Here is a 22,876-nt window from a genome sequence, read left to right as displayed (position 1 = left end):
AATAATCGTACTACGGTGGTATGATGGTGCTCCATAGGGCTCAGTTGGCCGTGCAAAAGTCTTGCCGATCTGCGTCTTGGCTCTGTCGGTCCGGTGTTCCCAGCAGACTCGTTGTTGCCGCCGATCGTTGGCCTTTCCGCTGGCGAACGCAGCGTCGGTGTCTTCGGTTCAGGTTGGGTGAGGGCGAATCCTCGTCACCTGCTGAGCGGTGTTCGGCGTGATCTGCAGGGCTAGGAGTCCGCTCGACACTGTGCCGTGGTCGCTGCTGGTTTGACTGGTGCACGGGGCCAGCTGATCGTGGAATCAACCGACAGGTGGAGGCTCCCAGTGCCGGCACCGGAGTGGCGGGTTAAGGCATACCCGGACGAACCTCAAAACCAAGCTAGTACGAACGGATGGAAATGACAGTGACTCAGATCAGTGTGCATCCCTACGACCCGCTCTCGGGCGAAGAGATGACCCGGGCGGTGACCGCGGTGCGCAATGCGCACCCGGAGTTGGTGGACATCCGGTTCCCGGTGGTACGCACCGACCTGCCAGACAAGCAGGTCGTCCGCGACTACGACGCCACTGTGGCCGCCGGAGCCGAGATCCTTCGATCAGCCTTTCTCGTCGTGTACGACCGGGCGAGCGCACAGACCTACGAGGCGCGAGTGGATCTGCGGACCGACTCGGTCGTAGACTGGCAACACATCCCGGACGTGCAACCGGCCATCATGATCGAGGAGATCATGCGCCTGGACGATATCGTCAAGAATGATCCGGCTTCGGTCGAGGCGCTCAACCGCCACGGGGTCAGTGACCTGTCGTTGCTGCAGGTCGACCCGTGGTCGACGGGCACCCTGCCGATTGATGGCGTAGACCTTCGCCGCCGCATCATCCGCGCCAGCGCCTACGTGCGTGAGTTCGTCGAGGACAATGGTTACGCCCGGCCGGTCGGCAACCTGGTGTTCGTTATCGACTGCAATGAATCGGCAGTGGTCGCGATCCAGGAGGAAGACCCGATCCCGCTCCCACCGACCTCCGGCAACTATGACGTCGGTAGTGTCGGAAGGCTGCGCGATGATCTTCGGCCGCTTGAGATCGTGCAACCGGACGGGCCTTCGTTCTCGGTTGTCGGCAACGTCATCGAGTGGCAGCGTTGGCGGCTGCATGTGCATGTGGACCCGGTGGAGGGCCTGGTAGTCAGCGACGTTTCCTATCTCGACGACGGCCAGCGACGTTCGATCCTGCAACGGGCCAGCATCAGCGAGATGGTCGTGCCCTACGGGGACACCAGCAACGACTTCTACTTCCGGAACGTGTTCGACGCCGGCGAGTACAACCTCGGCAAGACAGTCGGACCGCTCACTCTCGGCTGCGATTGTCTGGGTGAGATCCGTTATCTGGATGCGATTCTCGCTGACGAGTCGGGCTCGCCGCATACGGTCGAGAACGCGATCTGCATGCACGAGGAGGACTACGGCATCCTCTGGAAGCACTGGAACTTCCGCTATCAGGACAGTGCCGAGGTCCGTCGTTCCCGGCGGTTCGTGGTCTCCTCGATCCACACCATCGGCAACTACGAGTACGGCTTCTTCTGGTACTTCTACCTTGACGGAACGATCCAGTTCGAAGCCAAGCTCACCGGGATCGTGCAGACTCGGGCCATCGCGCCGGGGGCGGTCCCGGAATTCGGAACTCTGGTCGCCCCGCAACTCGACGCGCCCAACCACCAGCATCTGTTCAACATGCGGCTGGATCTTGAGATCGACGGCCCGGACAACACGGTGTACGAGGTCGATGTCATTGGGCAGCCGCTCGGCCCGAACAACGAGCACGGCAACGCAATCGTGGCGCGCAAGACCGCGATCGTCAACGAGCGGGCAGCTCGTCGCTCCTGCGACGCGGCGACCGCACGGACCTGGAAGGTCGTGAACCCCGCGGTTCGCAATCGGCTCGGCGAGCCGGTGGGATACAAGCTGATCCCGTTCGTCGGGCCAACGCTGCTAGCCGACGAGAACAGCGACCTGGCTCGTCGTGCCGAGTTCGCCCGCCATCACCTGTGGGTCACCCGATACGACGCGCGGGAGCTGCATGCCGCGGGTGACTACCCGAACCAGCATCCGGGTGACGGTATCGGTCGTTGGGTCGAGGCCGAGCGCGACCTGGAGAACACCGACGTGGTCCTCTGGCACACGTTTGGCACGTCGCATGTGCCGCGGCCGGAGGATTGGCCGATCATGCCGTGCGAGTATGTCGGGTTCAGCCTCAAGCCGTTCGGATTCTTCGACCGAAACCCATCGCTGGATGTTCCTCCATCGCCTGGCCACTGTCACACCTGAGGAGACTGGGGTGGACAGTTCGTCGACCGGCTGCTGGGCGCGCTGCTCGACCAGGACGATCCGACCGGGGACATCCCCGCGCACCGGCGACTCGCGTCTGTCGAGGCCGCAACTCCGTTACGCCTCTGGCGAAATGCGGACAACTCCTTGTCGGGGTCGCCTGCGATGATGCAGTCAACCGGCAGGTTTCCTGCGTCGTCTTGTCATGCCGGGCGGCCGGACGATTTGCTACGCCGACCTGACTTCACGTGCACTTGGGATTCGAAACTTGCCGGACTCGCTTCGTCCACGATCAGGAGGCTCCAACTCACGATGCCCCAGCAGTCTCTGCCGGCAATCGATGCCACCGAGTCATCCCACCGTTGCCTGCCCGGTTTGTCTCCGCTCCTGCCCTCCGTCCGCCGCGCGACCAGCCGAGGCGGATGACGGACCTGCTGCGCCTCCTGCCCTTGGTTGCTCGGCACCGCTGCGCTCGCGGTCGGCATGTCGGAGGCCATCTTGTGGTTCATTCGGCGCTGGCTGGTGTCGCGGGCGACTATGGGCGTGGAGCGGGACATCCGCGAGGACCTCTACGCGCGCTTGCAGGTGCTGCCGATGTCGTTCCACAACCAGTGGCAGTCCGGGCAGCTCCGATCACGAATCATGAACGATCTCAGCACGGCTCGCCAGTACTTGAGCTTTGGCATCGTCCGATGGCTGACCTGGTACAACACCAAGCGGCGTCACTCACGGTGCGCTTACAAGACGCCGAACGACTACGAAGCTGACTGCACCGCTACGCTGTCACGCGCGCTGCAATCAACCTCCGTGTCCAATAACCGAAGTCAAGGTCCCAGGGCACGGCGTCTGCCGAATGGCGGACCCGTTTCCCCGGGTGACTTCCCGAACCCGGCGTGCAGCGATCCGATCCCCAAGAGCGGATCGACTGTTCAGCCAACGTCGGCGCACCCCAGGCGATGTGATGGGTCGGCCACGCAGGCGCGGCGGGAATCCGATCCCGCTGGACGACGGCGGACACCGGCTCCCACTTAGTGACACCCGTCATGGGAAGTCGGCGCGCAATGATCCTCGCTGGGTCGATGAAGACTGCGCGAAGAAGGACGGGTACGCCTTCAGTCTCAGATGGCACTATCGATGGATGGCCCAGCGAGATGCGGAAGATAGCCGGTCGCCTCGAGGTGGGCGTCGTGGACCGGGTTTGTCGCGTGATCGGATCGCCCGAGCGGCACTGGAGGTGATTGATGCTCGCGGACTCGGTGCTGCGTCGATGCGTGCGGTGGGGAATCGGCTGGGTGTCGAAGCGATGTCACTGTACAAGCATTTCTCGACACGCGATGAGCTGCTCGATGCGGTGGTGGAACTGGTCGTGACCGAGCTGGACAACGACCGGCTGGTGCGATCCGGGGCAGACGACGGTTGGCGAGACTACCTGTCCCGACTGGCCCACGGTGTTCGCCGTTACGCGCTCGCTCATCCTCACGCCTTTCCGTTGGTGGCCACTCGGCCAGCTGAGGCCCCGTGGGTCAACCCTCCGTTGCGGTCGCTGTCATGGATCGAGAACATGCTGCGAACACTGGCTGATGAAGGATTTGACCCGGATCAGTTGTTGTTCGCCTACCGCTCCTTCAACAGCTTCCTGCTCGGGTACCTCCTGATGGAGACCGGTGCGCTCACGTTACGAGATCCGCAATCTGGGGACGGCTCGTTCTCTGCGCAGGGCACCAGCGATCCGGTTCCGGGCGGACTCGACCCCGGCCGCACCGATGCCGAGGCCGAGTCGACCGATGCGGCCGCGACTCCTGCGGAGCTCTTGGATCCTCAAGACGACATCGACGAGAACCGATACCCGGTGATTCACTCGTTGGCGCGCGAACTCGCTGAGGATCACTACGGGGATGAATTCGACTCCGCCCTGATCGACCTGCTGGACCGGGTTGCCGCACAACTGGACTGACTCGTACGCTTCCACCCCTTGTCGCAGCTTTGGTTAACAGTGTAAGCCGTCTGTGGTTTACACTGTAAGCTCATTGCTGTTGCGTACGGCGCTCATGCTGCACGCTCACGACGAAGGATGAGGAGCCCACTATGGGAATGATGGACAAGGCCAAGAACGCCGCTCAGAAGGCTGCCGGCGAGGTCAAGGAGACCGTGGGCAAACACACCGACAACGCTGACCTGCAGGCCGAAGGCAAGAAGGATCAGGTGGCCGGTGACGCGAAGGACGCTGGCGAGAAGGTCAAGGACGCCTTCAAGAACTGACCTGCTTGACGCTCGCTGGGGTTGCGCGCCTGATCGGGGGCGCGCAACCCCGCCGCCGCCGCCAACCCGAGTACCGTCCAGAGCGACGGTCCGAAGTTCGAGGAGCACTACACAATATGTTCGGTTTGATCGTCAGTCTCGTGGTGATCGGTTTGATCGCCGGTGCCTTAGCACGCCTGCTGGTCCCAGGCCGCCAGGAAATGTCGATTCCGATGACCGTTTTGATCGGGATGATCGGGTCGTTCGTTGGAGGTTTTCTGGGTTACCTGATCTTCCACAAGGATGGCAGCGACGGATTCTTCCAGCCGTCGGGGATCATCGGTTCGGTAATTGGCGCCGTCATCGTGCTATTGGTGTGGCAACGCATCGGAGCCCGCTCCCGGGTCCGCGGCTGATCCAGCACGGCCTGGCGTGACGTCTCCGTCACGCCGAGGCCCTGCAGGACGACGGGTCGCGTTGCGTCCGCCGACGACCCACGCGGGTAGTCGCCGACACATCGGGAGAGGATCATCCACGTCATCGCTGGGGGCACGGCCCGGAAGGTTGCCGGGCCGTGCCTGTGACGCTGGGTCGTTGCGGTGGCGTGACCGGCGAGGACGCCGAAGCCGCTCCCGTCATTCCCCGGCTACGCGGGCGGGTGTCGCAGCGTGACGGTGAGCGTGTAGCCGCCATCGCTCGTGGGACCAGCGTGCAGGCTGCCATGGAGCAGCTCGGCTCGTTCGCGCAGGCCAACCAGACCGTGTCCGCCCCCGGGGATGTTTCGGCGGTGGCGCGTGCCATCGGGAGGTGGTCCGTTGCGGATTTGGACGGTGAGGCTGTCCAGGTCGCCATGGACGCTGACGGTCACTGGTGCCCCGGGTGCATGTTTGCGTACGTTGGTCAGGCCCTCTTGCACGCTTCGGTACGCGGCGCGCTCCACGGCCTCCGGCCATGGCCGGGATCGGTCGGTGTCCCAGTGCAGTTGGGCGCCGGTGCCGCTGTCGACGACCAGGCGTTGCAGGTCGGCCAGTCGGGGCTGTGGCTCCAGTTCCAGTTCAGAGGAGCCGCGCAGCACCCCTACCATTGCCCGCAATTCGTCCAAAGTGCGCACTGCCAGCACCCTGATCGTGCTTGCCTGCTGTCTGTCCCGTTCGCTCGTGGTGGTCACCTGCCAGGCCCCAGCCTGCAACGCGACCAGGCTCACCTGGTGCGAGACAACGTCATGCATCTCGCGTGCTAAGCGGGTCCGTTCCTCCGCCAGCACCGACGTGGTCGCCAACTCTTGCTCACGCTGATGACTCGCCATGAGCTCCTGCAGTTGCACCGAGATTCGCCTCCGTGCCTGTGCCAGTAGCCCGGCCGCTGCGGGGCCAGCAGCGAACACTGCCGAGTAGACGATGTCCTGCAGCCGCGCGATCTCTCCGGACGCAAACCCGTTGTTGAGAAAGCCGACCAGTTGCGCCGCGAAGGTTCCGAGCACCACGACGACCACGACCCAGCTCCGACGTGCTCGGTCAGCGACCGAGAACACTGCAACGAGTGGAGCGACCACCACGTCCGTGGAGAGCAATCCCGGCAAACACGCCGCCCAGGACAGCGTGCTCCACCGTTTGCGGACGAGAAGGCCCGCCACCGCCAGCAACGACCAGGTCCAGTCCGAGGCCCCTGAGGTCCGGTAGGGGATCGCGTCCACCGCGGCAACTCCCACTACACACGCCTCGACCGCAGCGGCGAACCATCGTTGGTGCCGCCACCGCCCCCAGGTGGCTCGCGCTCGCGAGTCGGCGTGCGACCAGGCGCGCGAGAGCCAGTCCGATCGGCTCCCTATCGCCTTCACTCGCTCCTTATCGGGGCCGGCGGGTGATCGGAACGTCATGAGCCGTGAACCAGTCCCACCTGATAGGCCAGCACCGCCACCTGAACCCGATTGCCCACGCCTAGCTTGAGCAGCACAGCGCTGACATACTCCTTCACCGTCGCCACCGACAAGAAGAGGTGCTCGGCGATTTCGGCGTTGGACATGCCCTCACCGAGCAGCCCCATGATCTCCCGCTCCCGCGGGCTCAAGCCGGCGACTGCCCGGTGCAGCTCCGGGCTGATCTGTGCCCCGAGGAACCCGTTGATCACCGTACCGGTGACCTGCGGTGACAGCACCGATCCGCCCGCTGCGAGCGCCCGCACAGCCTGCACCAGCACCTCCGGGTCGCTGTCTTTGAGCAAGAAGCCGGCCGCTCCGGCCCGCAGCGCGAAGACGACATGCTCATCGGCGCTGAAGGTGGTCAGCATCGCGACCCTGGGCGGGTCCCGCCGGGAGCGCAACTGCTGCAGCACCGTCAACCCGTCGACTTCCGGCATCCGGATATCCAGCAGCACGACATCTGGGCGATGCAGCAAGAACGTCTCCATCGCCCGAGGACCGTCGCACGACCCCACGACTTCAATATCCTCAGCGGCTTCGAGGATCATTGATACCCCTGAGCGCACCAGCGACTCGTCATCGACGATCAGCACCCTGATCATCCGCCGGGCCTCCTTCGCATTGGTAGAACTATGACCCACGAAAGGCATAGTCTGACGGCACGCCTGACGGGACACCACCGCCAGGCGTCTGCTTTCCGCCCACCGAAGGTGGGTATCACCAGGCTCATGCCTGGGTGCTCGCGCACCCCCGGTACACGAAACGGCCACCACGGAGCTGGTGACAGGGCGGTCCCAGACAGCTGGTCGGACGTCGTCTTGCGGTCGGCCAAGGACAACAACCCGACCATTGGCGACAGGTACCACCCAGGCGAAGGGTGCACGTGGTCGATGCGCGAATGACAGGCTAGCCGCCGACGATAACGCCGGTCGGGGGTACCGCCGGCGAGAGGACTGAAGGGGCAGTGCGGCGACATGACGTTGACCGGGCGCGGACTGATCGCTGCCCTGATGATCGTGACGGTCCTCCTGCCGGTGCTCGGCGTAGCCATTTGGCGGCGTTGCCGCGGCGGCCGCGTGGTGGTTGGGGTGCAAAGAGTCATCATCGTCCTGATGTGCCAGCTCGCGGCATTGGCGCTGGTGGCCGCCCTCGTCAACGACAACAACTACTTCTATACCTCGTGGGGCCAACTGCATCAGGCCCTGACGCAGCAATTCAGCGGGGTCGGGCAGAGCGGCCAGCCATCGCAGCAGGCGACAGGAACGTCAACGCCGAAGGTTCGCCCGTCGCCGGGCGTGCTTGCTCCGTCGGTGCCGACTGACATGGATCCGGCATCGGCCGGACGCATCCAAGTACACAGCGTGACAGGAACACCAGCCCAGTGGTCGCGGCGAGGGCGGCTGGAGTCAGTGACGATTCTTGGCGCGATCTCGGGATTGCATGAGCACGCGTTCGTGTACTTCCCACCGCAGTATTTTCAGCGTCGTTACGCGACCGCACGGTTTCCGGGCGTTGAGGTGATGACCGGATATCCCGGTAATGACATCGGCCTCGTGCGCGGACTACGGTACCCGGACGTGCTGGAGCGACTACAGCGCCTCGGCCGTGCGCGGCCGATGATCCTGGTGATGATGCGCCCGTCCGTCACATTCCCGCGCGACACCGAATGCACCGATGTCCCTGGTGGTCCGCAGGCGCTGACCTTTTTCGCGGCCGACGTACCTGCCCAGATTGCGCGCAGCTACCGGGTCAAGCCGGTCGGCTGGGGCGCGATAGGCGACTCAACCGGCGGCTATTGCGTCACGAAACTCGCGATGACCCACCCGTTGATCTTCACCGCATCCGCGTCGCTGTCCGGGTACTACTTCGCGTTGCGCGACGGGACTACCGGTGACCTGTGGGGCGGATCGCCAGCAGTACGCCACCTGAACGACTTGCGCTGGCGGATGCTGCATCTGCCCGCGCCGCCCGTGTCGTTGTTGATCGCGACTGCCCGGACCGAGAAGGGGGCGGACGGCTACACCGAGGCACTCTCGTTCGCCCGTGTCATTCGCCCGCCGACCAACGGCACACTGCTCGTCTCGCCCACCGGGGGGCACAACGCTCGTACCTGGTCAGGTCAGCTCCCCTCCGCCTTGACCTGGTTGTCCGCACAGATTGCGCGCGCACGATGAGAGCCGTGAGGAAGGTGGTCCAGTGAGCCTCACAGGACGCGCCCTGCTGGTCTTGCTGATCCTGCTTTCGGTCATCTCCCTGGTGGTCGTGTTGGCTGATTGGCACCGGGCCTCCTGGCCGCACTGGGTCAAGAACGTCGTCCGGTTCACGCTGCTGGGCGTAAACCAGCTCACGGCAGTCGCCCTCGTGTTCGTGCTGGCCAACGACGCCGGAGGTTTCTACTCCTCCTGGAGCGATCTTCTCGGGCTCAGCAATACCGGAGTTACCCGCCACTCGGTCCATCGCCTCGCGCAGCCCGGGCCGACATCCCGCCTGCGCGGAATGACGAACGATGCCTTCGCCAGCCCGGGGCAACGAACACACCGGGGACAACTCGTCTCCCTCACGCTTGACGGTGTAGCGTCCGGCCTGCGTGTGCCACTGGATCTGTATCTTCCGCCGCAGTATTTCCAGCCGGCCTTCGCCCGGCGGCGATTCCCGGTGGTCGAAGTGCTTGGTGGCAATACCCGGCAGCCGCGCTATCGCGATCCCGTCCGTACTGCCCACTTATACCTAGATCTGCTACGCACGCGGCATGCCCGCCCAGCCGTTCTCGTCATGATGAACTCATCACTCGGTCGCCATCGCCGTCAGCCGTGCACGACCGCACCCGGTGGCCCGCAGCCCCAAGCCTTCCTCGACACGGACCTGCCGCTCACCCTCACCAAGACATACCGCGTCCGGCCTCTGGGCTGGGGCGTCCTCGGGGTGGCCTCCGGAGGCTACTGTGCGGCCAGGCTCTCGCTACTTGATCCGAACGTCTTCTACGCCGGCGCGGCGATCGACGGGTATCTCACTCCGCCACATACTGCGTCGGCGTCGGGTCTCAGACGAACCGCCTCGACTCAGCACGACCCGGTTGTAGCTGATCTGGACAACCTGCTGTGGCGGCTGCACAACATGCCAGTCCCACCAGCACGCATCTTGACGCTCACAACACGAGATGCCGCGCCCTCTGTGGTGCGGCAGGTCTCGGCCCTGCAAGCCCTTGCCCGTTCCCCGCTGCGGCTCACGGTACCCGCTCGGCGTCCATCGAGTTCCCTCGCCGGTCAACGGACCGCCTTGTCCTGGCTCACCAACCACCTCCCCACGCCCACTCCAGTGCTCGGGCGCCCGAAGAGTCGAGGATGAGGGTGCTGACGTGGATGCCGTCGCGGTGCAAGCCATCGACGAACGCTGGTCGTGGCAGCCGCCCTCGTGGAATCCTGCGGGGTTCGTTCACCCCGTATGGCGGCCCGGCGCAACGGCACCGGCCGACCGCGCCCTGGCGGGAGCAAGTCGCTCGCTGGGTGGGCCGGTTCTTCATGCTCGCCGCCATCTGGTCGCTGCTCAGCGTCCCGTTGCACAACCGCATCGTCGTGGACATCGTCGACGACGCACTCGGCCTGCTGAACGTTCCCGCCGAGCCCAGCCTCTTCACCGTCTGTCTGCTGTTCGTGCTGGCCGGAGCGGTCCGGCGCAGGCTCAGGTTCGCGCACACCGTGGTCATGGTGCTGATGCTGCTCAGCGTGGCTGGCAGCGTGCTGCTGATGACGGGCGCGCTTCTCAAGCAGAACTGGTTCCAGAACTCGCGGCTGACTGGATTCGGCAGGGACTACCACTCGTTCACGACCAGCGTTCCGTTCGCCGTGGTGGCGCTGGTGATCGGTGTCGTGGTCTTCGGGCTGGTGGCCGCAAGCAGGTCGGCGTTTCCGGCTCGGTTGGCGCCAGGTAGTGGAACGACCGCGGTCGTGGTCCTGATTGCCGGCTTGATCGCATCGTTCGCGGTGACCTTCGTGGTGTCGGAGGCCGCACCACACAGGTTGCACGGCACGAAGGAAATCGCGCGCTTCTCACTCCGGTCGGTGTTCGGTGTGCGGTCCGATGTGACCACTCCTGGTCTGCACGGACACCTCGGTCACCCATGGGTCTACGGACTCGCCGGCATCATGTCCACGGTCGCTCTGCTCCTGGCCAGTCTGGTATTCGTTCGCTCGGGCAGAGGCCGGCAGTTCCAGTCCACGGACGAGGAACTCGCCATACGCCGGTTGCTCTTGCTGCACGGGGAGAACGACTCGCTGGGCTACTTTGCCACCCGGCGTGACAAGAGCGTTATCTTCTCCCCGGACGGGCAGGCCGCGGTGACGTATCGCAACGAGGGAAGCGTCAGCGTTGCTAGCGCTGACCCGATCGGCCGGCCGAGCTCGTGGCAAGCGGCGATCCAGGCATGGCTGGAGCAATGTCGCGGGCACGGGCTCTATCCGGCTGTGCTGTCCAGTTCGGAGCGGGGGACGCACGAGTATGTCGAGGCTGGCCTGAAGGCCTTCGCCCTCGGCGACGAAGCGATCATCGATGTCGAAGCGTTTTCGCTACGTGGCCGGGCGATGCGGCCGGTGCGCCAGGCGGTCACGCGGCTCACCCGAGCCGGGTACACGACCCGAGTCCGTCGGCACGCGGAGCTTTCGGCGCAGGAGCTGGAACACGTTGCGCAGTTGGCCGAGGAGTGGCGCGGCGACGAGACCGAGCGAGGCTTCTCGATGGCGCTCAACCGGCTCGGTGACCCGGCGGACGGGCGCTGCGTAATCATCACCGCACACGACGAAGCCGGTCGGATCCGCGGCTTCCTCTCCTTCGTGCCATGGGGCGTTCGCGGGGTTTCGCTGGATCTGATGCGCCGGGACCGGGACGCGGAGAACGGTCTCAACGAGTACCTGGTGTCGCAGCTCATCGATGCGGCACCTGATCACGGCATCACACGGGTGTCGCTGAACTTCGCGGTCTTCCGAGAGGTGTTCAGCAGTGCCGACCAGGTCGGCGCGGGGCCGATCACCCGGCTCAACGACGCCGCCCTGTCCTTCGCCTCACGCTTCTTCCAGCTCGAGACGCTCTATCGCTCCAACGACAAGTACAAGCCCACCTGGGTGCCGCGGCTGCTGTGCTACGACCCGGCCCTGACCGTGCCTCGAGCCGGACTGGCCATGGGGATCGCCGAAGGTTTCGTGCCGATGATGAGTCCGCGGGTGCTGACCGGGCCGCGTCCTTCCGACAGACAACCGCCGCGACCCGAGGCGTGGTTCGTGGAGCGGGTGCGCGAGCAGGAAGACGCATTGTTGTTGCCGGCGCCGCCAGTGCCGCACCTGTCAGAGCAGCAACGCATCCGGCGCGGCAAACTCGAGCTGCTCGACGAGCTGGGCATGAACGCCTATCCGGCGGCGGTGCCTCGGTCCGATCGGGTCCGTGAGATCCTCCGTGCCTACGGCGATCTGCCCCCCGACCACATCAGCCATAGCCAGGTATCGGTCGCCGGACGCGTGCGGGCGCTGCGGGACCTGGGCGGCGTGTGTTTTGCGGTGCTGGAGGACGAAGGCGACGTGCTGCAGGTGATGGTCACTGCCGCCGACTCACCGGACGCGCAGCGGTGTCTGTGGCGCAAGACAGTGGATCTCGGCGACCTGGTGAGCGTGACCGGTCCGGTCGCGACCTCGCGCAGCGGCGAGCTGTCGGTCCTGATGCACGCATGGCAGATGGCGGCCAAGTGCCTGCGGCCGATGCCCAGACCCGGCGTGCTGCCGAGTGAGGACACTCGTGTGCGGTTCCGGTCGCTCGAGCTGATCCTCGACCCTCGCGCGCGCGGACTGCTGCGGCAGCGCTCCGCGGCAGTGCGCGCCATGCGCGAGGCCTTCCAGACGCACGGGTTCATCGAGGTCGAGACGCCGATGCTGCAGCCGGTGCACGGCGGTGCTGCGGCTCGACCATTCACCACTCACATCAATGCTTACAACATGGAGCTCTTCTTGCGCATCGCGCCTGAACTCTATCTGAAGCGCTTGGCAGTGGGCGGCATGCAGCGGATCTTCGAGATCGGCCGCAATTTCCGCAACGAGGGCGCCGACGCCACGCACAATCCGGAGTTCACCTCGCTGGAGGCATATGCCGCGTACGGCGACTACATGATGATGCGGGAACTGACGCGCGAGGTGCTGCTGAAAGTCGCGCACGCCATACACGGTCGACCGATTGCGTTACGGCCGAACGGATCTGGCGGGTATGACGAGGTCGATCTCTCCATCCCGTGGCCGACGATCACCGTGCACGACGCCGTCTCGAAGGCAGCCGGAGTGCGGTTGACCACCGCGTCGGACCGGGACGAGATCGTCAGCGTGTGCCAGCAGCACGGCATACCGGTTCGGCGGGATCAGTCGGCCGGCAAGCTGGTGATGGAACTCTACGAGTCGCTCGTCGAGAAGCAGACGTCGTTCCCGACGTTCTACTGCGATTTCCCGGTCGAGGTATCGCCGCTGGCCAGGCGGCACCGCGACGATCCGCGACTGACCGAGCAATGGGATCTGGTCGCGTTCGGCGCCGAGATCGGCACGGCGTACAGCGAGCTGACCGACCCCGTCGACCAGCGACAGCGGTTCACCCAGCAGTCACTCGCCGCCGCCGGAGGTGACGTCGAGGCGATGCAACTCGACGAGGCATTCCTGGCCGCGCTCGAACTCGCGCTGCCACCGACCGGCGGGCTCGGGCTGGGTGTCGACCGCACCGTGATGATGCTCACCGGCCAGAGCATCAAGGCCACGCTCGCCTTCCCTTTCGTCCGCCCTCAAGATGCGACAGCGACGGACACGGGACCGCTGGGCGGATAGATGACGTCGGCGTGTGGAAGTTCATGCGCTGTCGGCTTCTTCGGTGCGCCACAGGCCTGCTGCCCTGGCAATGCGCAGTTGGCCGAACGGTGCAGGCGTTCGCTGCGTCCGAGCGGGTCGGCAGCATTGTGTGCCGGCCCGCCGCCTGCTCACCCGGCAATGGGCCGCTCCCAGAAACGGAGTGCGGCCAGCCCGTCGACGAACGCCGACACGTCTTCGGGTGTGGCGACAGTGGGGCAGCCCTGGTCCAGGTCGTCGCCGAGCCCCGCAGCCGCGAAGACGGGCGAGGCGTTGCTGCCGACCCCGATGAACTTGAAGTGGTTGAACGCGTCATTGACGAAATCCTTCGCCGCGGGATCGCGAGCCAGCTCGCGCGCCCCGTCGGCCGATGGGAGGAGCGCCACGGCGTCATACAGCACGGAGGGCGCGCCCTTGAGCAACTGGTCGGCCGGCTGCCGCGAGCCGTCGTCGAGTGTCACGCCACCGACCTTCGGGGCGACGATTTCGACTGTGCCGTGGGCAGCTTCGACTTGGTCGCGCAATGCTGCGAGCACTGCCGCGTCCGATCCGTCGGTCAGCACGATGCCGAGTTTGCGGCCGGCGAAGGTCTGCGGCTGGTTGCGCAGCATCGACAGGGCCGGGCTGGCCGGGAGATCCGTCCGCACCGGCACGAACGGCGTGCTCGCGGCCGGCAGAGACAGGCCCAGACCATCGGCCACCTGGGCGGCGAGGTCTTCGTCGACGTTGCGCAGATTGGCGACCATCTCGGCGCGGATCTCCTCGCGCTGCACTTTGCTCAGCTCGAAGACGTAGGCGTCGACAATGTGCTGTTGCTCGATCTCGGTCTGGCTGATCCAGAAGACCCGGGCCTGGCTGTAGTGGTCGCCGAAACTCTCGGGCCGCAGCCGGCGGGTGGTGCCGGTCACCGGTTCGGCGAATGAAGTGAAGCTGGCTTCCTGGTCGGGCCGGGGACCACGGTGCCCGGTCGGATAGCCGTTCGGCTCGTAGTTGACCGGCCCGGCCGGCAGGTCGGTCTGCATGTGCCCGTCCCGAGCGAAGTTGGCCACCGGGCAGCGCGGTGCGTTGACCGGAAGCTGGGTGAAATTGGGGCTGCCGAGCCGGCTCAGTTGCGTGTCCAGATAGGAGAAGTTGCGCCCCTGCAGCAGCGGATCGTCGGTGAAATCGATTCCCGGGACGACGTTCTGGGTGCAGAACGCGACCTGCTCGGTCTCGGCGAAGTCGTTGTCGACGACCCGGTCGAGCGTCAGCCGTCCGACTACCTGCACCGGCACGGCCTCTTCGGGCACGAGCTTGGTCGGGTCGAGCACGTCGAAGGGAAGCTCGTCCGCGGTGTCCTGATCGAAGAGCTGCATCGCAAGATCCCACTGTGGAAGGTCGCCGCTGGTGATGGCGTCCCACAGGTCGCGGCGGTGGAAGTCGGGGTCGGCACCGTTGATCTTGACGGCCTCGTTCCACACCACCGATTGCATGCCCAGCACGGGCTTCCAGTGAAACTTCACGAAGGTCGATGCGCCGTCGGCGTTCACCAGCCGGAAGGTGTGGACGCCGAATCCCTCCATGAAACGGAACGAACGAGGTATGGCGCGGTCGCTCATCTGCCAGAGCGTCATGTGCGTCGACTCGGGCATGTGTGCCGCGAAGTCCCAGAAGTTGTCGTGGGCCGACTGGGCCTGCGGAAAACCACGGTCCGGTTCGTCCTTCACCGCGTGCACCAGGTCGGGGAACTTCATCGCGTCCTGGATGAAGAAGACTGGGATGTTGTTGCCGACCAGGTCCCAATTGCCTTCTGCGGTATAGAATTTCACCGCGAAGCCGCGCACGTCCCGAGCCAGGTCGAAGGACCCGCGACTGCCCGCGACGGTCGAGAACCTGACGAAGACCGGCACCGTCCTACCTTCGGCCCCGAAGAGATGAGCCCGGGTGACCTCGCTGAGATCGGCCGACGACTCGAAGGTGCCGTGCGCGCCATACCCACGGGCGTGCACCACGCGCTCCGGGATCCGCTCGTGGTCGAAGCGGAAGATCTTCTCCCGTAGTACGAAGTCGCTGAGCATGGTGGGGCCACGGTCGCCCGCGGTGAGGCTGTTCTGGTTGGTGGGTATGGCGACACCCTGCGCCGTGGTGAGGACCTCCTCGCCGTCGGTCGCCTGCTGCTGCAACTCACCGGCATTGCCGTGCTGGCCGATCGGGCGGGTGGATTCGGTCATGCGTGCTCAACTCCTGGGTCGTCAGAACGGGTTTGCGCTATCCCTACCCGCGACCGGAGGAAGTCATTCCCTTCGGCACGAAGCGGTCGATGCTGCGAGGCGTAGCCTGCTGTGGATGTCGAGCCTTGCTGACCTGATGGAGCGTGCGAAGACGATCCGCGCGCTGTACGCCGCGGACGAGGCGCGTCGCTTTGGCCGATCATGGACGGTCGAGGAAGTCGCGCTCGGCTTTGTCGGGGACGTCGGCGATCTTGCGAAGCTGGTGCAGAGCAAGGCTGGTGTGCGACACCACAATCACGTCGATGAGGCGATAGCGCACGAACTCGCCGACTGCCTCTGGTCGGTGCTGGTCCTGGCGGACGCGTACGGCGTCGATCTCGAAGCCTCGTTCACGCAGACGATGACATCGCTGGAGACGCATCTGCAACGCAGCGCCGCAGGCGCTGACATTCAGGACTGACGAGCACACACTCAGCGCGGGTCGATGCGCCGCAACACCTGTCCGGGGCTGCGGGGACAGTCGCACAGCCGGCAGCCCAGCTTCTCGTTCACGTGCATACCGGCGATGTGACCACAACGATCGCAGACGTCAGGCGTGGGCCGGTGACGTCGAAGAAGCGGCATACCGCGCACGATAAGGCCGGTAGTTGGCAGCTTGCTGAGCGATTGGTGCGGCTCCGCGCAACGCGGTCGCGGGAGTAGTCAAGGAAGCGCCGCCGGTGGCGACTTCCGGTGAGTCGTGCATTGTGAGGCCCCGTCGATCGCGTCCGGGGCCTGCTGGTCGCCGCACGGACAGCTGGCTGCACGTGCCGCCGGTGGTTGCGGGTCGGACCCGGCCCCCGCGCAGATGACTGATGTGCTCGTCGTGGCAGCCGCGGCCACCCGGCACCGGGTGACGTGCCGCTGGATTTCGGCCCAGCCGTCAGGACCGCTGTGCATCCGGGCGTGGGGTGGGCCACCACCGCCCCGCGTATGCCAGTGCACGGCCCTCCAGGAGCCCGACCGATCGCTCGAACAGCGCGGTGGCTGCCGGACCGCTCCAGCCGTCGGCGAGCACCTCGCGGGGCAGACCGGGGTCACGAAACGGCAGCCGGCGCCAGGCGTCGATCAGCCCCAGGTAGCTGGTGAAGGCATCTCGTGATCCGAGCGTGCGCCGCGACTCAAGGCCGGTCACGATCGGCTCGTACGTCGTGAGGAAGTCGCGGTAGCTCGTGTCGATCGCCGCCAGGTCCCAGCTGTCGTAGAGCAGGGTCGTCAGGTCCCGCGACCCTACATACTCACCGACGAAAACCGCGGAGTACTTGTCGAGGCCGAGCTCGGCGATCGCCGCCTCGGCGGCACCGCGCATCCGGGCCGGAGCGATCCACATGGCGGTACCGATATTGCCGAAGCCAAGGCTGCTCAGATGGCTGCGCAGCTTGTAGCGTTTGCTCCGATCCGATTCCGGCACACTGAAATTGACGATGCACCAGCCGTCGGTCAGCTCGGCCGGCCGCCGCGCATGCCAGATCACCTCGTCCCCTTGTGCCAGCACGGTCTGTGCCTCCGGAGTGAGCGCGTAGCCGCGCTGGCCGTCCCTGACTTCCGCCTCCAGCCAGCCGCGCTGCTTGAGCCGGAAGACCGCGGTACGCACGCTCGGCGCATCGACCTCGAGGAGTCCCATCAGCTCGATCGTCCCGGCGATCGGCATCCACCCTCCCATCCGCCGCACGACCGAGCCCAGGAAGGTCACGACCAGCGTCCGGGTGCGGCGGGAGCGGCTGCTCCGGCCCGGTTCGGCGATCTCAGTCATCGTGCACATTCTGCCCAGAGCGTCGCACGCCCCACGGCCCGCTCGTCATACTCGCACCGGCGACGGCCGCCACCTCAGGTGGACGTCCTCGGTCTCGCCGTCGCGCAGCAGCTGCAACCGGGGTGGGATCTTGTCCGTTCGTGACGTCGGCGGGCGACGCTTGCCAGCGGCGAACTGGTCGGGCCAGGGTGCGGCGGGTCCGGCATACTCCTGCTCGGCCGCGGCGTGCAGCGTCCAGTGCGGGTCGTAAAGATGCGGGCGGCCCATCGCGCACAGGTCGGCGCGGCCCGCCAGCAGGATCGAGTTGACGTCGTCGTAACTCGAGATCGCTCCCACCGCAATGACTTTCACATCAGTTCCAGCCGTCACGCGGTGACGGATCTTGTCCGCGAACGGTGTCTGGTAGGAGCGTCCGAAGGAGGGCTTCTCGTCCTTGGCGATCTGTCCGGACGACACATCGATCGCTGCAGCTCCGTGCTCGACGAAGGCCCGGGCAATCTCGACCGCATCGTCGTCGGTGTTTCCGTCGGGTAGCCAGTCGGTCGCGGAGATTCGGACGGTCACCGGGATGGAAGCGGGTACCGCCGCGCGTACGGCGTCGAAGATCTCCAGCGGGTAGCGTAAGCGATTGGCGAGTGACCCTCCCAGGTCGTCGGCGCGCCGGTTGGAGATCGGTGACAGGAACGAGCTCAGTAGGTAGCCGTGCGCAGCGTGCACCTCGACAAGGTCGAATCCCGCCTCGACCGCCCGTCGTGCCGCGGCGATGAATTCGTCTCGTATCTGGTCGAGTTCGGCCCTGGTCACCTCGCGCGGCACCTGACAGCCGGCGCCATATGGGAGCGGCGAGGGTCCTACGATCTCCCAGTTGCCCTCCTCCAACGGCTCGTCCATACCCTCCCACATCAGCTTGGTCGAACCCTTGCGGCCCGAGTGCCCGAGCTGTGCGCCGACCTTCGCCGCAGATCGCTGATGCACGAAATCAGTCACCCGGCGCCAGCCGTCGCGCTGCTCGTCGGTCCACAACCCGGTGCAGCCTGGGGTGATCCGGCCGTCCGGGGAGGTGCAGATCATCTCGGTCATCACCAGACCGGCACCGCCGAGCGCCTTGGAACCCAGGTGGACGAGGTGGAAGTCGTTCGGCAACCCGTCGGTGGCGGAGTACATGTCCATCGACGAGACGATGATGCGGTTGCGCAGCCGTAGTTCGCCGATCGACACCGGCTGAAACATTGCCGGCGCGACATCCGAAGAGCCTTGGTGGCGCGCGAATTCGGCTTCCATCCGGTCGGCGAAGGCGTGATCGCGATCCTTGAGGTTGTCGAACGTGATGCGCCGTGAGCGGGTGAGCAGGTTGAAGACGAACTGCGCCGGGTCCTGATCGGCATACATGCCGATGTTCTCGAACCACTCCAGGGACGCCTGTGCCGCGCGCTGGGTCGACTCAACCACCGGCTTACGCTCCAGTTCGTATGCCGTGAGGGCAGCGTCGATACTGGCATGTTCGTGCAGGCAGGCAGTGAGCGCGAGCGCGTCCTCCATGGCGAGCTTCGTGCCGGAACCGATCGAGAAGTGAGCGGTGTGCGCGGCATCGCCGAGCAGAACCACGTTGCCGTGATGCCACGAGTCGTTGCGGACCGTGGTGAAATTCAGCCACTTCGAGTTGTTGGTCAGGATCCGGTGCCCCTGCAGCTCGTCGGCGAAGATCTCCGCGATGCGGGACACCGCGTAGTCGTCCGAGACCCCGGGCGGGAGGTTCTCGCTCTCGGTGCGGTCCAGGCCGGCGCGGCGCCATACGTCCTCGTGCATCTCGACGATGAAGGTCGACCCGGAGTCGGAGAACGGGTAACCATGGATCTGCATGGTGCCCCATTCGGTCTGCTTGACGAAGAACTGGAACGCTTCGAAGACCAGGTCGGTGCCGAACCAGATGTACTTGTTGCGGCGACGATCCAGCTCGGGTCGGAAGACATCCGCGTACTTCGTCCGCACCGCGGAGTTCACTCCGTCGGCCGCGACCACCAGGTCGTGCTCGCGCCGCAGCTGCTCGGTGTCCGGAGCCGGGGTGCAGTGGTGCAGCGTAACGCCGAGATCGGCGACGCGATCTTGCAAGATCTGCAGCAGCTCCTTGCGTGACATGGCCGCGAATCCTTGTCCGCCAACGGTGAATTCGTCATTGCCGAGGGTCACGTCGATGTCCGTCCAGCGGGCAAAACGCGCTTCCATCGCCTCGTGCACGACGGGGTCGGCGCCCTCGATGCTGCCGAGCGTCTCGGCCGAGAAGACCACGCCGAAACCGAAGGTATCGTCCGGCGCGTTGCGCTCCCATACGGTGATGTCGTGGCCGGGGTCGAGGTCCTTCAGCAGCGTTGCGAGGTAGAGGCCACCTGGGCCGCCGCCGATGATGGCGATCTTCATGAGGTCGCCTCCGTGGCTGACCCACGCCTAGCTTCGGTGTCAAGGGCCTCGCGCAGCCGGAAGTGCTGCAGCTTGCCACTGGCGTTGCGGGGCAGCGCGTCGACGAAACGGACTTCGCGCGGATACTTGTACGGCGCGATGTGTGCCTTCACGAAATCCTGAATCTCCTTGACTGCGGCGGCATCCGAGTCTGCTCCCGCGCGCAGCACGACGAACGCACACACGATGGAGCCGCGCTCCGGATCAGGTTTGGCGACCACGGCGCACTCGACGACGTCCGGGTGCTCTTCGACGGCTGCTTCGACCTCGGGACCGCCGATGTTGTACCCAGAGGAGACGATCATGTTGTCGGTGCGTGCCTGATACCAGAAGTAGCCGTCCGCGTCGCGCGTGAACGTGTCGCCGGTGACGTTCCAGCCGTTCAGCACGTAGCTGCGCTGCCGGTCGTCGGCAAGATATCGGCAACCGACCGGACCGATGACCGCCAGCCGGCCGATCTCGCCAGGCCCAGTCTCGTTGCCTTCGTCGTCCAGGATGGTGGCTCGGTAGCCGGGCACCGGCTTGCCGGTCGCCCCTTCCCGGATGTCGTCACCGGCCGCGCTGATGAAGATGTGCAGCATCTCGGTCGCGCCGATCCCGTCGATGATCCGCAGACCGAGCCGTTCGCGCATCTCGTGCCAGGTCTCCAGCTGGATGTGCTCGCCCGCGCTCACCGCCTTGCGCAGCGTGCGCAGCTGCTCGGCGTTGCCGGACCTCAAGATCTGCTTGTATGCCGTGGGCGCCGTCGCAAGTGCTGTGATCCCGTGTGCCTGCACCAGGTCCGCCAGTTGCGCCGGCGTTGCGCTCTCGGTGAGGAACGCGCACGCACCGGCGCGGAGCGGAAAGACGACCAGCATCCCGAGGCCGAAGGTGAACGCGAACGGCGCGGTGCACGCGACCAGGTCATCCGGTTCGAGCTGCAGCGTCGTGCGCCCGAAGGTGTTGTCGATGGACAGGATGTCGCGATGGAAGTGGGTGGTGATCTTCGGGATCCCGGTGCTGCCGGACGTCGGGCCGAACAGGGCGACGTCGTCGGCTGCGGTGTCCACCGCGGTGAACTGCGTCGGCCGGTCGGCGATGAGACGCGTCAGATCGTCGGGGCTGTCCGCGCCATACTCGACGACCTTGAGATCGGGTGCGATGGTGTCGCGCAGCTCGTGAATGGGGACCGCGAAGCGATGATCGACCAAAGCGATTGCGGGACAGGTCTTCTCGACAATCGGTGCCACTTCGCGAGCGCGCAGTGCGGCCATGGTCGTTACCACGATGCCGCCCGCCTTGAGCACCGCGAGCCACGCGGCCACCGTCCACGGGTTGTTGGGGGAGCGCAGCAGGACCCGGTTGCCCGTGACCAGCCCGAGCTCGTCGGTGAGATAGCCGGCGATCTGGTTGGTGCGCTGCCGCAGCTCGCCGTAGCTCCAGACCTCGCCGTCGGGGGTCCGCAGCGCCGGGCGGTCGGCGCCGAACCTGGCGATCGGCACGTCGAGCAGCGCGGTCGCCGCGTTCAGCCGCTGCGGGTACTGCAGCAGCTCGGTAGTGAACTCCAGCGCCGGCCATTGCTCGGGCGGCGGCAGGTGGTCTCGAGCGAAGGTGTCCTGGTAACCCGTCGGCGCGAGGCCCGTCATCGCGGTGCTCCTGTCCTGCTGCGGATCATGCCTTCCTGGAGCACGGTGGCCAGGTGGGTGCCGTCGGGGGTGAAGAACCGGCCGAGGTTGAGACCGCGCCCGTCGCTCGCCGAGATCGCCTCCTGGGCGTAGAGCAGCCAGCCCTCGACCGGCGCCGAGCGGTGGAACCACATGGAGTGGTCCAGGCTCGCGGTGACCAGCCCCTCGTCGGCCCAGGCCAAGCCGAGCGCGCGCAGGGTCGGCTCGAGGATCGTGTAGTCGCACACATAGCTGAGCGCCGCCGTGTCCCGCTGGCGGTCGTCGAGCCCGGGCACCTCCCGTAGCGCGTCGAACGGGCGCACCCACACCGCCTGGTGCGGGACGTGCTCACCGTCGACGGTCAGGTAGACCGGATCCGGAACGTGCCGGATATCGAAACTGCGCCCGGCTGACCAATAGCCACGCGACTGCTCGGTCATCGTGCCACCGGATCGGCCGGAGAGGTATGTCGCAGAGCTCGGCAGCGTCTCCGGATCTTTAATGTCTGCAGGCAGTTCCGACTGGAGCTCCCCGCCCGGCTCACCGGCGGCAAAGCCGGTCAGGCATACGAAGATCGGCTTGCCGCCCTGGTAGCCGCGCACCTGACGAGTGGAGTAGCCGCGTCCGTCGCGCAGGAGTTCCACCTCATAGCGGACTTCCGCACCGATCTCGGCCGGCCTCATGAAGTAGGAGTGCGTGGAATGCAGGTGCTTGCCGTCGACGGTGCGGATCGCCGCGACGACAGCCTGCGCGACCAGGTCCCCGCCATACGCCTTCGGCCACGGGCACGGCTGCGTGACGGCGGTGAACGCGCGGTCGAAGTGCTCCGGCGTGGTCTCGGTGAGCGTGACGGCCTGCGTGAAGATCTCGGAGGTCCCGTCCGCGGATCGGGGCCACCGCGAAGTGTCGGGGGAGGGCAGCGGGGGAGAACTTCGTGGGGTGTCTGTCATGGGCGATTCAGCCAGTCGCGTAGGGCGTCGTCTTCGATTTGGGGCAGGTTGACCACGATGTTCTCGGGTGTGCGGGTCGTCATCCAGGTCAGCGGATTGTTGCGGTCCAGGTTGCACTCGACGTGCGGCATGTGCGGCGGGACGAACACCCAGTCACCCTCGGACATGTCGATGTAGTCCTCGAACTTCGCACCGAAGTAGATGCGGGCACGCCCGGAGAGCACGTATCCGCCGGTCTCGGCCTCCCCGTGGTGGTGCGGCACCGACCGGTAGCCGGCGAGGTTGTGGACCTTGCCGAACCAGATCCGGGTCGCCGGCGTGTGCTGGACGCTGACGCCGGAAACCCTTGTCGCGCCATCGGACTGACCGGTCAGTCCGGAGTCGGGCTCGTGTCCTGCGCGGGTGACGAACGGCACCACGAGACCGGCTTCGTTGCGGTACATCGACATGTCGATGTCCTCGTAGTTGTCTGGATTCGGGTCCATGG

The 22,876-nt window shown here is 65.9% G+C and carries 17 protein-coding genes; 9 read left to right on the top strand and 8 right to left on the bottom strand.

Annotated features, from left to right (window positions below; genetic code table 11):
* Positions 1-407: 407 nt before the first annotated feature.
* The 5 genes from EFY87_RS09000 (at position 408) to EFY87_RS08980 (ending at position 4,978) form a co-directional block, all read left to right on the top strand.
* Positions 408-2,324, top strand: coding sequence for a primary-amine oxidase (locus EFY87_RS09000; RefSeq protein ID WP_220093573.1), 1,917 nt, complete (start codon positions 408-410; stop codon positions 2,322-2,324).
* 453 nt (positions 2,325-2,777) lie between these two features.
* Positions 2,778-3,356 carry an ABC transporter transmembrane domain-containing protein gene (locus EFY87_RS21330; protein ID WP_220093572.1) on the top strand — a complete coding sequence of 193 codons (579 nt, stop codon included), beginning with the start codon at positions 2,778-2,780 and terminating at the stop codon, positions 3,354-3,356.
* Positions 3,357-3,462: 106 nt separating this feature from the next.
* A complete protein-coding gene (locus EFY87_RS08990; RefSeq protein WP_158607564.1) occupies positions 3,463-4,278 on the top strand; it encodes a TetR/AcrR family transcriptional regulator in 816 nt (271 codons plus the stop codon).
* Positions 4,279-4,409: 131 nt separating this feature from the next.
* Positions 4,410-4,583 carry a CsbD family protein gene (locus tag EFY87_RS08985; RefSeq protein WP_123271131.1) on the top strand — a complete coding sequence of 58 codons (174 nt, stop codon included), beginning with the start codon at positions 4,410-4,412 and terminating at the stop codon, positions 4,581-4,583.
* A gap of 116 nt (positions 4,584-4,699) precedes the next feature.
* A complete protein-coding gene (locus tag EFY87_RS08980; RefSeq protein ID WP_123271130.1) occupies positions 4,700-4,978 on the top strand; it encodes a GlsB/YeaQ/YmgE family stress response membrane protein in 279 nt (92 codons plus the stop codon).
* Between the two features lie 230 nt (positions 4,979-5,208).
* Here the strand turns inward: EFY87_RS08980 and EFY87_RS08975 are convergent, their stop codons facing one another.
* Both EFY87_RS08975 and EFY87_RS08970 read right to left on the bottom strand, forming a co-directional pair.
* Positions 5,209-6,399, bottom strand: coding sequence for a sensor histidine kinase (locus EFY87_RS08975; RefSeq protein ID WP_158607563.1), 1,191 nt, complete (start codon positions 6,397-6,399; stop codon positions 5,209-5,211).
* A gap of 35 nt (positions 6,400-6,434) precedes the next feature.
* Positions 6,435-7,082 carry a response regulator gene (locus tag EFY87_RS08970; protein WP_123271128.1) on the bottom strand — a complete coding sequence of 216 codons (648 nt, stop codon included), beginning with the start codon at positions 7,080-7,082 and terminating at the stop codon, positions 6,435-6,437.
* Between the two features lie 372 nt (positions 7,083-7,454).
* On the opposite strand from EFY87_RS08970, the gene EFY87_RS08965 reads away from it, so the two are divergent.
* The 3 genes from EFY87_RS08965 to lysX are packed head-to-tail and all read left to right on the top strand — an operon-like array spanning position 7,455 to position 13,322.
* Positions 7,455-8,654: an alpha/beta hydrolase gene (locus tag EFY87_RS08965; RefSeq protein WP_123271127.1), complete on the top strand. Its 1,200-nt coding sequence runs from the start codon at positions 7,455-7,457 to the stop codon at positions 8,652-8,654.
* Positions 8,655-8,676: 22 nt separating this feature from the next.
* Positions 8,677-9,825, top strand: a complete 1,149-nt coding sequence (locus EFY87_RS08960; protein ID WP_123271126.1) for an alpha/beta hydrolase-fold protein — start codon at positions 8,677-8,679, stop codon at positions 9,823-9,825.
* Positions 9,822-13,322 carry a bifunctional lysylphosphatidylglycerol synthetase/lysine--tRNA ligase LysX gene (gene lysX / locus EFY87_RS08955; RefSeq protein ID WP_245988553.1) on the top strand — a complete coding sequence of 1,167 codons (3,501 nt, stop codon included), beginning with the start codon at positions 9,822-9,824 and terminating at the stop codon, positions 13,320-13,322. The genes EFY87_RS08960 and lysX overlap by 4 nt, the downstream gene beginning before the upstream one ends.
* A 149-nt stretch (positions 13,323-13,471) precedes the next feature.
* On the opposite strand, the gene EFY87_RS08950 is transcribed toward lysX, so the two are convergent.
* On the bottom strand, positions 13,472-15,550 hold the full coding sequence (locus tag EFY87_RS08950; protein ID WP_123271125.1) for a catalase: 2,079 nt from the start codon (positions 15,548-15,550) through the stop codon (positions 13,472-13,474).
* 136 nt (positions 15,551-15,686) lie between these two features.
* On the opposite strand from EFY87_RS08950, the gene EFY87_RS08945 reads away from it, so the two are divergent.
* On the top strand, positions 15,687-16,010 hold the full coding sequence (locus EFY87_RS08945) for a MazG nucleotide pyrophosphohydrolase domain-containing protein (RefSeq protein ID WP_245988552.1): 324 nt from the start codon (positions 15,687-15,689) through the stop codon (positions 16,008-16,010).
* 462 nt (positions 16,011-16,472) lie between these two features.
* On the opposite strand, the gene EFY87_RS08940 is transcribed toward EFY87_RS08945, so the two are convergent.
* From EFY87_RS08940 to EFY87_RS08920, 5 genes are read right to left on the bottom strand one after another with little or no spacing between them, the layout of a single operon-like run.
* Positions 16,473-17,342, bottom strand: a complete 870-nt coding sequence (locus EFY87_RS08940; protein WP_181445468.1) for a PaaX family transcriptional regulator — start codon at positions 17,340-17,342, stop codon at positions 16,473-16,475.
* A 45-nt stretch (positions 17,343-17,387) separates the two neighbouring features.
* Complete coding sequence (locus tag EFY87_RS08935; RefSeq protein ID WP_123271123.1) at positions 17,388-19,757, bottom strand: bifunctional salicylyl-CoA 5-hydroxylase/oxidoreductase; 2,370 nt, start codon at positions 19,755-19,757, stop codon at positions 17,388-17,390.
* Positions 19,754-21,421, bottom strand: coding sequence for an AMP-binding protein (locus tag EFY87_RS08930; protein ID WP_123271122.1), 1,668 nt, complete (start codon positions 21,419-21,421; stop codon positions 19,754-19,756). The genes EFY87_RS08935 and EFY87_RS08930 overlap by 4 nt, the downstream gene beginning before the upstream one ends.
* Positions 21,418-22,389, bottom strand: a complete 972-nt coding sequence (locus tag EFY87_RS08925) for an acyl-CoA thioesterase (RefSeq protein WP_123271121.1) — start codon at positions 22,387-22,389, stop codon at positions 21,418-21,420. Before EFY87_RS08925 ends, EFY87_RS08930 begins: the two co-directional genes overlap by 4 nt.
* Positions 22,386-22,874 (bottom strand): cupin domain-containing protein, encoded by a 489-nt coding sequence (locus EFY87_RS08920; protein WP_123271120.1) that lies wholly within the window; start codon positions 22,872-22,874, stop codon positions 22,386-22,388. The genes EFY87_RS08925 and EFY87_RS08920 overlap by 4 nt, the downstream gene beginning before the upstream one ends.
* Positions 22,875-22,876: the final 2 nt, after the last annotated feature.

Source organism: Flexivirga caeni, from assembly GCF_003724155.1.
Lineage (GTDB): Bacteria > Actinomycetota > Actinomycetes > Actinomycetales > Dermatophilaceae > Flexivirga > Flexivirga caeni.
This window is presented reverse-complemented; position numbering and strand designations above follow the sequence as displayed.

Coding starts and splice junctions, on each gene's coding strand:
- EFY87_RS08990 (WP_158607564.1), top strand. CDS start 3,463: ATGGCCCAGCGAGATGCGGAAGATAGCCGGTCGCCTCGAGGTGGGCGT.
- EFY87_RS08985 (WP_123271131.1), top strand. CDS start 4,410: ATGGGAATGATGGACAAGGCCAAGAACGCCGCTCAGAAGGCTGCCGGC.
- EFY87_RS08980 (WP_123271130.1), top strand. CDS start 4,700: ATGTTCGGTTTGATCGTCAGTCTCGTGGTGATCGGTTTGATCGCCGGT.
- EFY87_RS08970 (WP_123271128.1), bottom strand. CDS start 7,082: ATGATCAGGGTGCTGATCGTCGATGACGAGTCGCTGGTGCGCTCAGGG.
- EFY87_RS08965 (WP_123271127.1), top strand. CDS start 7,455: ATGACGTTGACCGGGCGCGGACTGATCGCTGCCCTGATGATCGTGACG.
- lysX (WP_245988553.1), top strand. CDS start 9,822: ATGAGGGTGCTGACGTGGATGCCGTCGCGGTGCAAGCCATCGACGAAC.
- EFY87_RS08950 (WP_123271125.1), bottom strand. CDS start 15,550: ATGACCGAATCCACCCGCCCGATCGGCCAGCACGGCAATGCCGGTGAG.
- EFY87_RS08945 (WP_245988552.1), top strand. CDS start 15,687: ATGGAGCGTGCGAAGACGATCCGCGCGCTGTACGCCGCGGACGAGGCG.
- EFY87_RS08940 (WP_181445468.1), bottom strand. CDS start 17,342: ATGACTGAGATCGCCGAACCGGGCCGGAGCAGCCGCTCCCGCCGCACC.
- EFY87_RS08935 (WP_123271123.1), bottom strand. CDS start 19,757: ATGAAGATCGCCATCATCGGCGGCGGCCCAGGTGGCCTCTACCTCGCA.
- EFY87_RS08930 (WP_123271122.1), bottom strand. CDS start 21,421: ATGACGGGCCTCGCGCCGACGGGTTACCAGGACACCTTCGCTCGAGAC.
- EFY87_RS08925 (WP_123271121.1), bottom strand. CDS start 22,389: ATGACAGACACCCCACGAAGTTCTCCCCCGCTGCCCTCCCCCGACACT.
- EFY87_RS08920 (WP_123271120.1), bottom strand. CDS start 22,874: ATGGACCCGAATCCAGACAACTACGAGGACATCGACATGTCGATGTAC.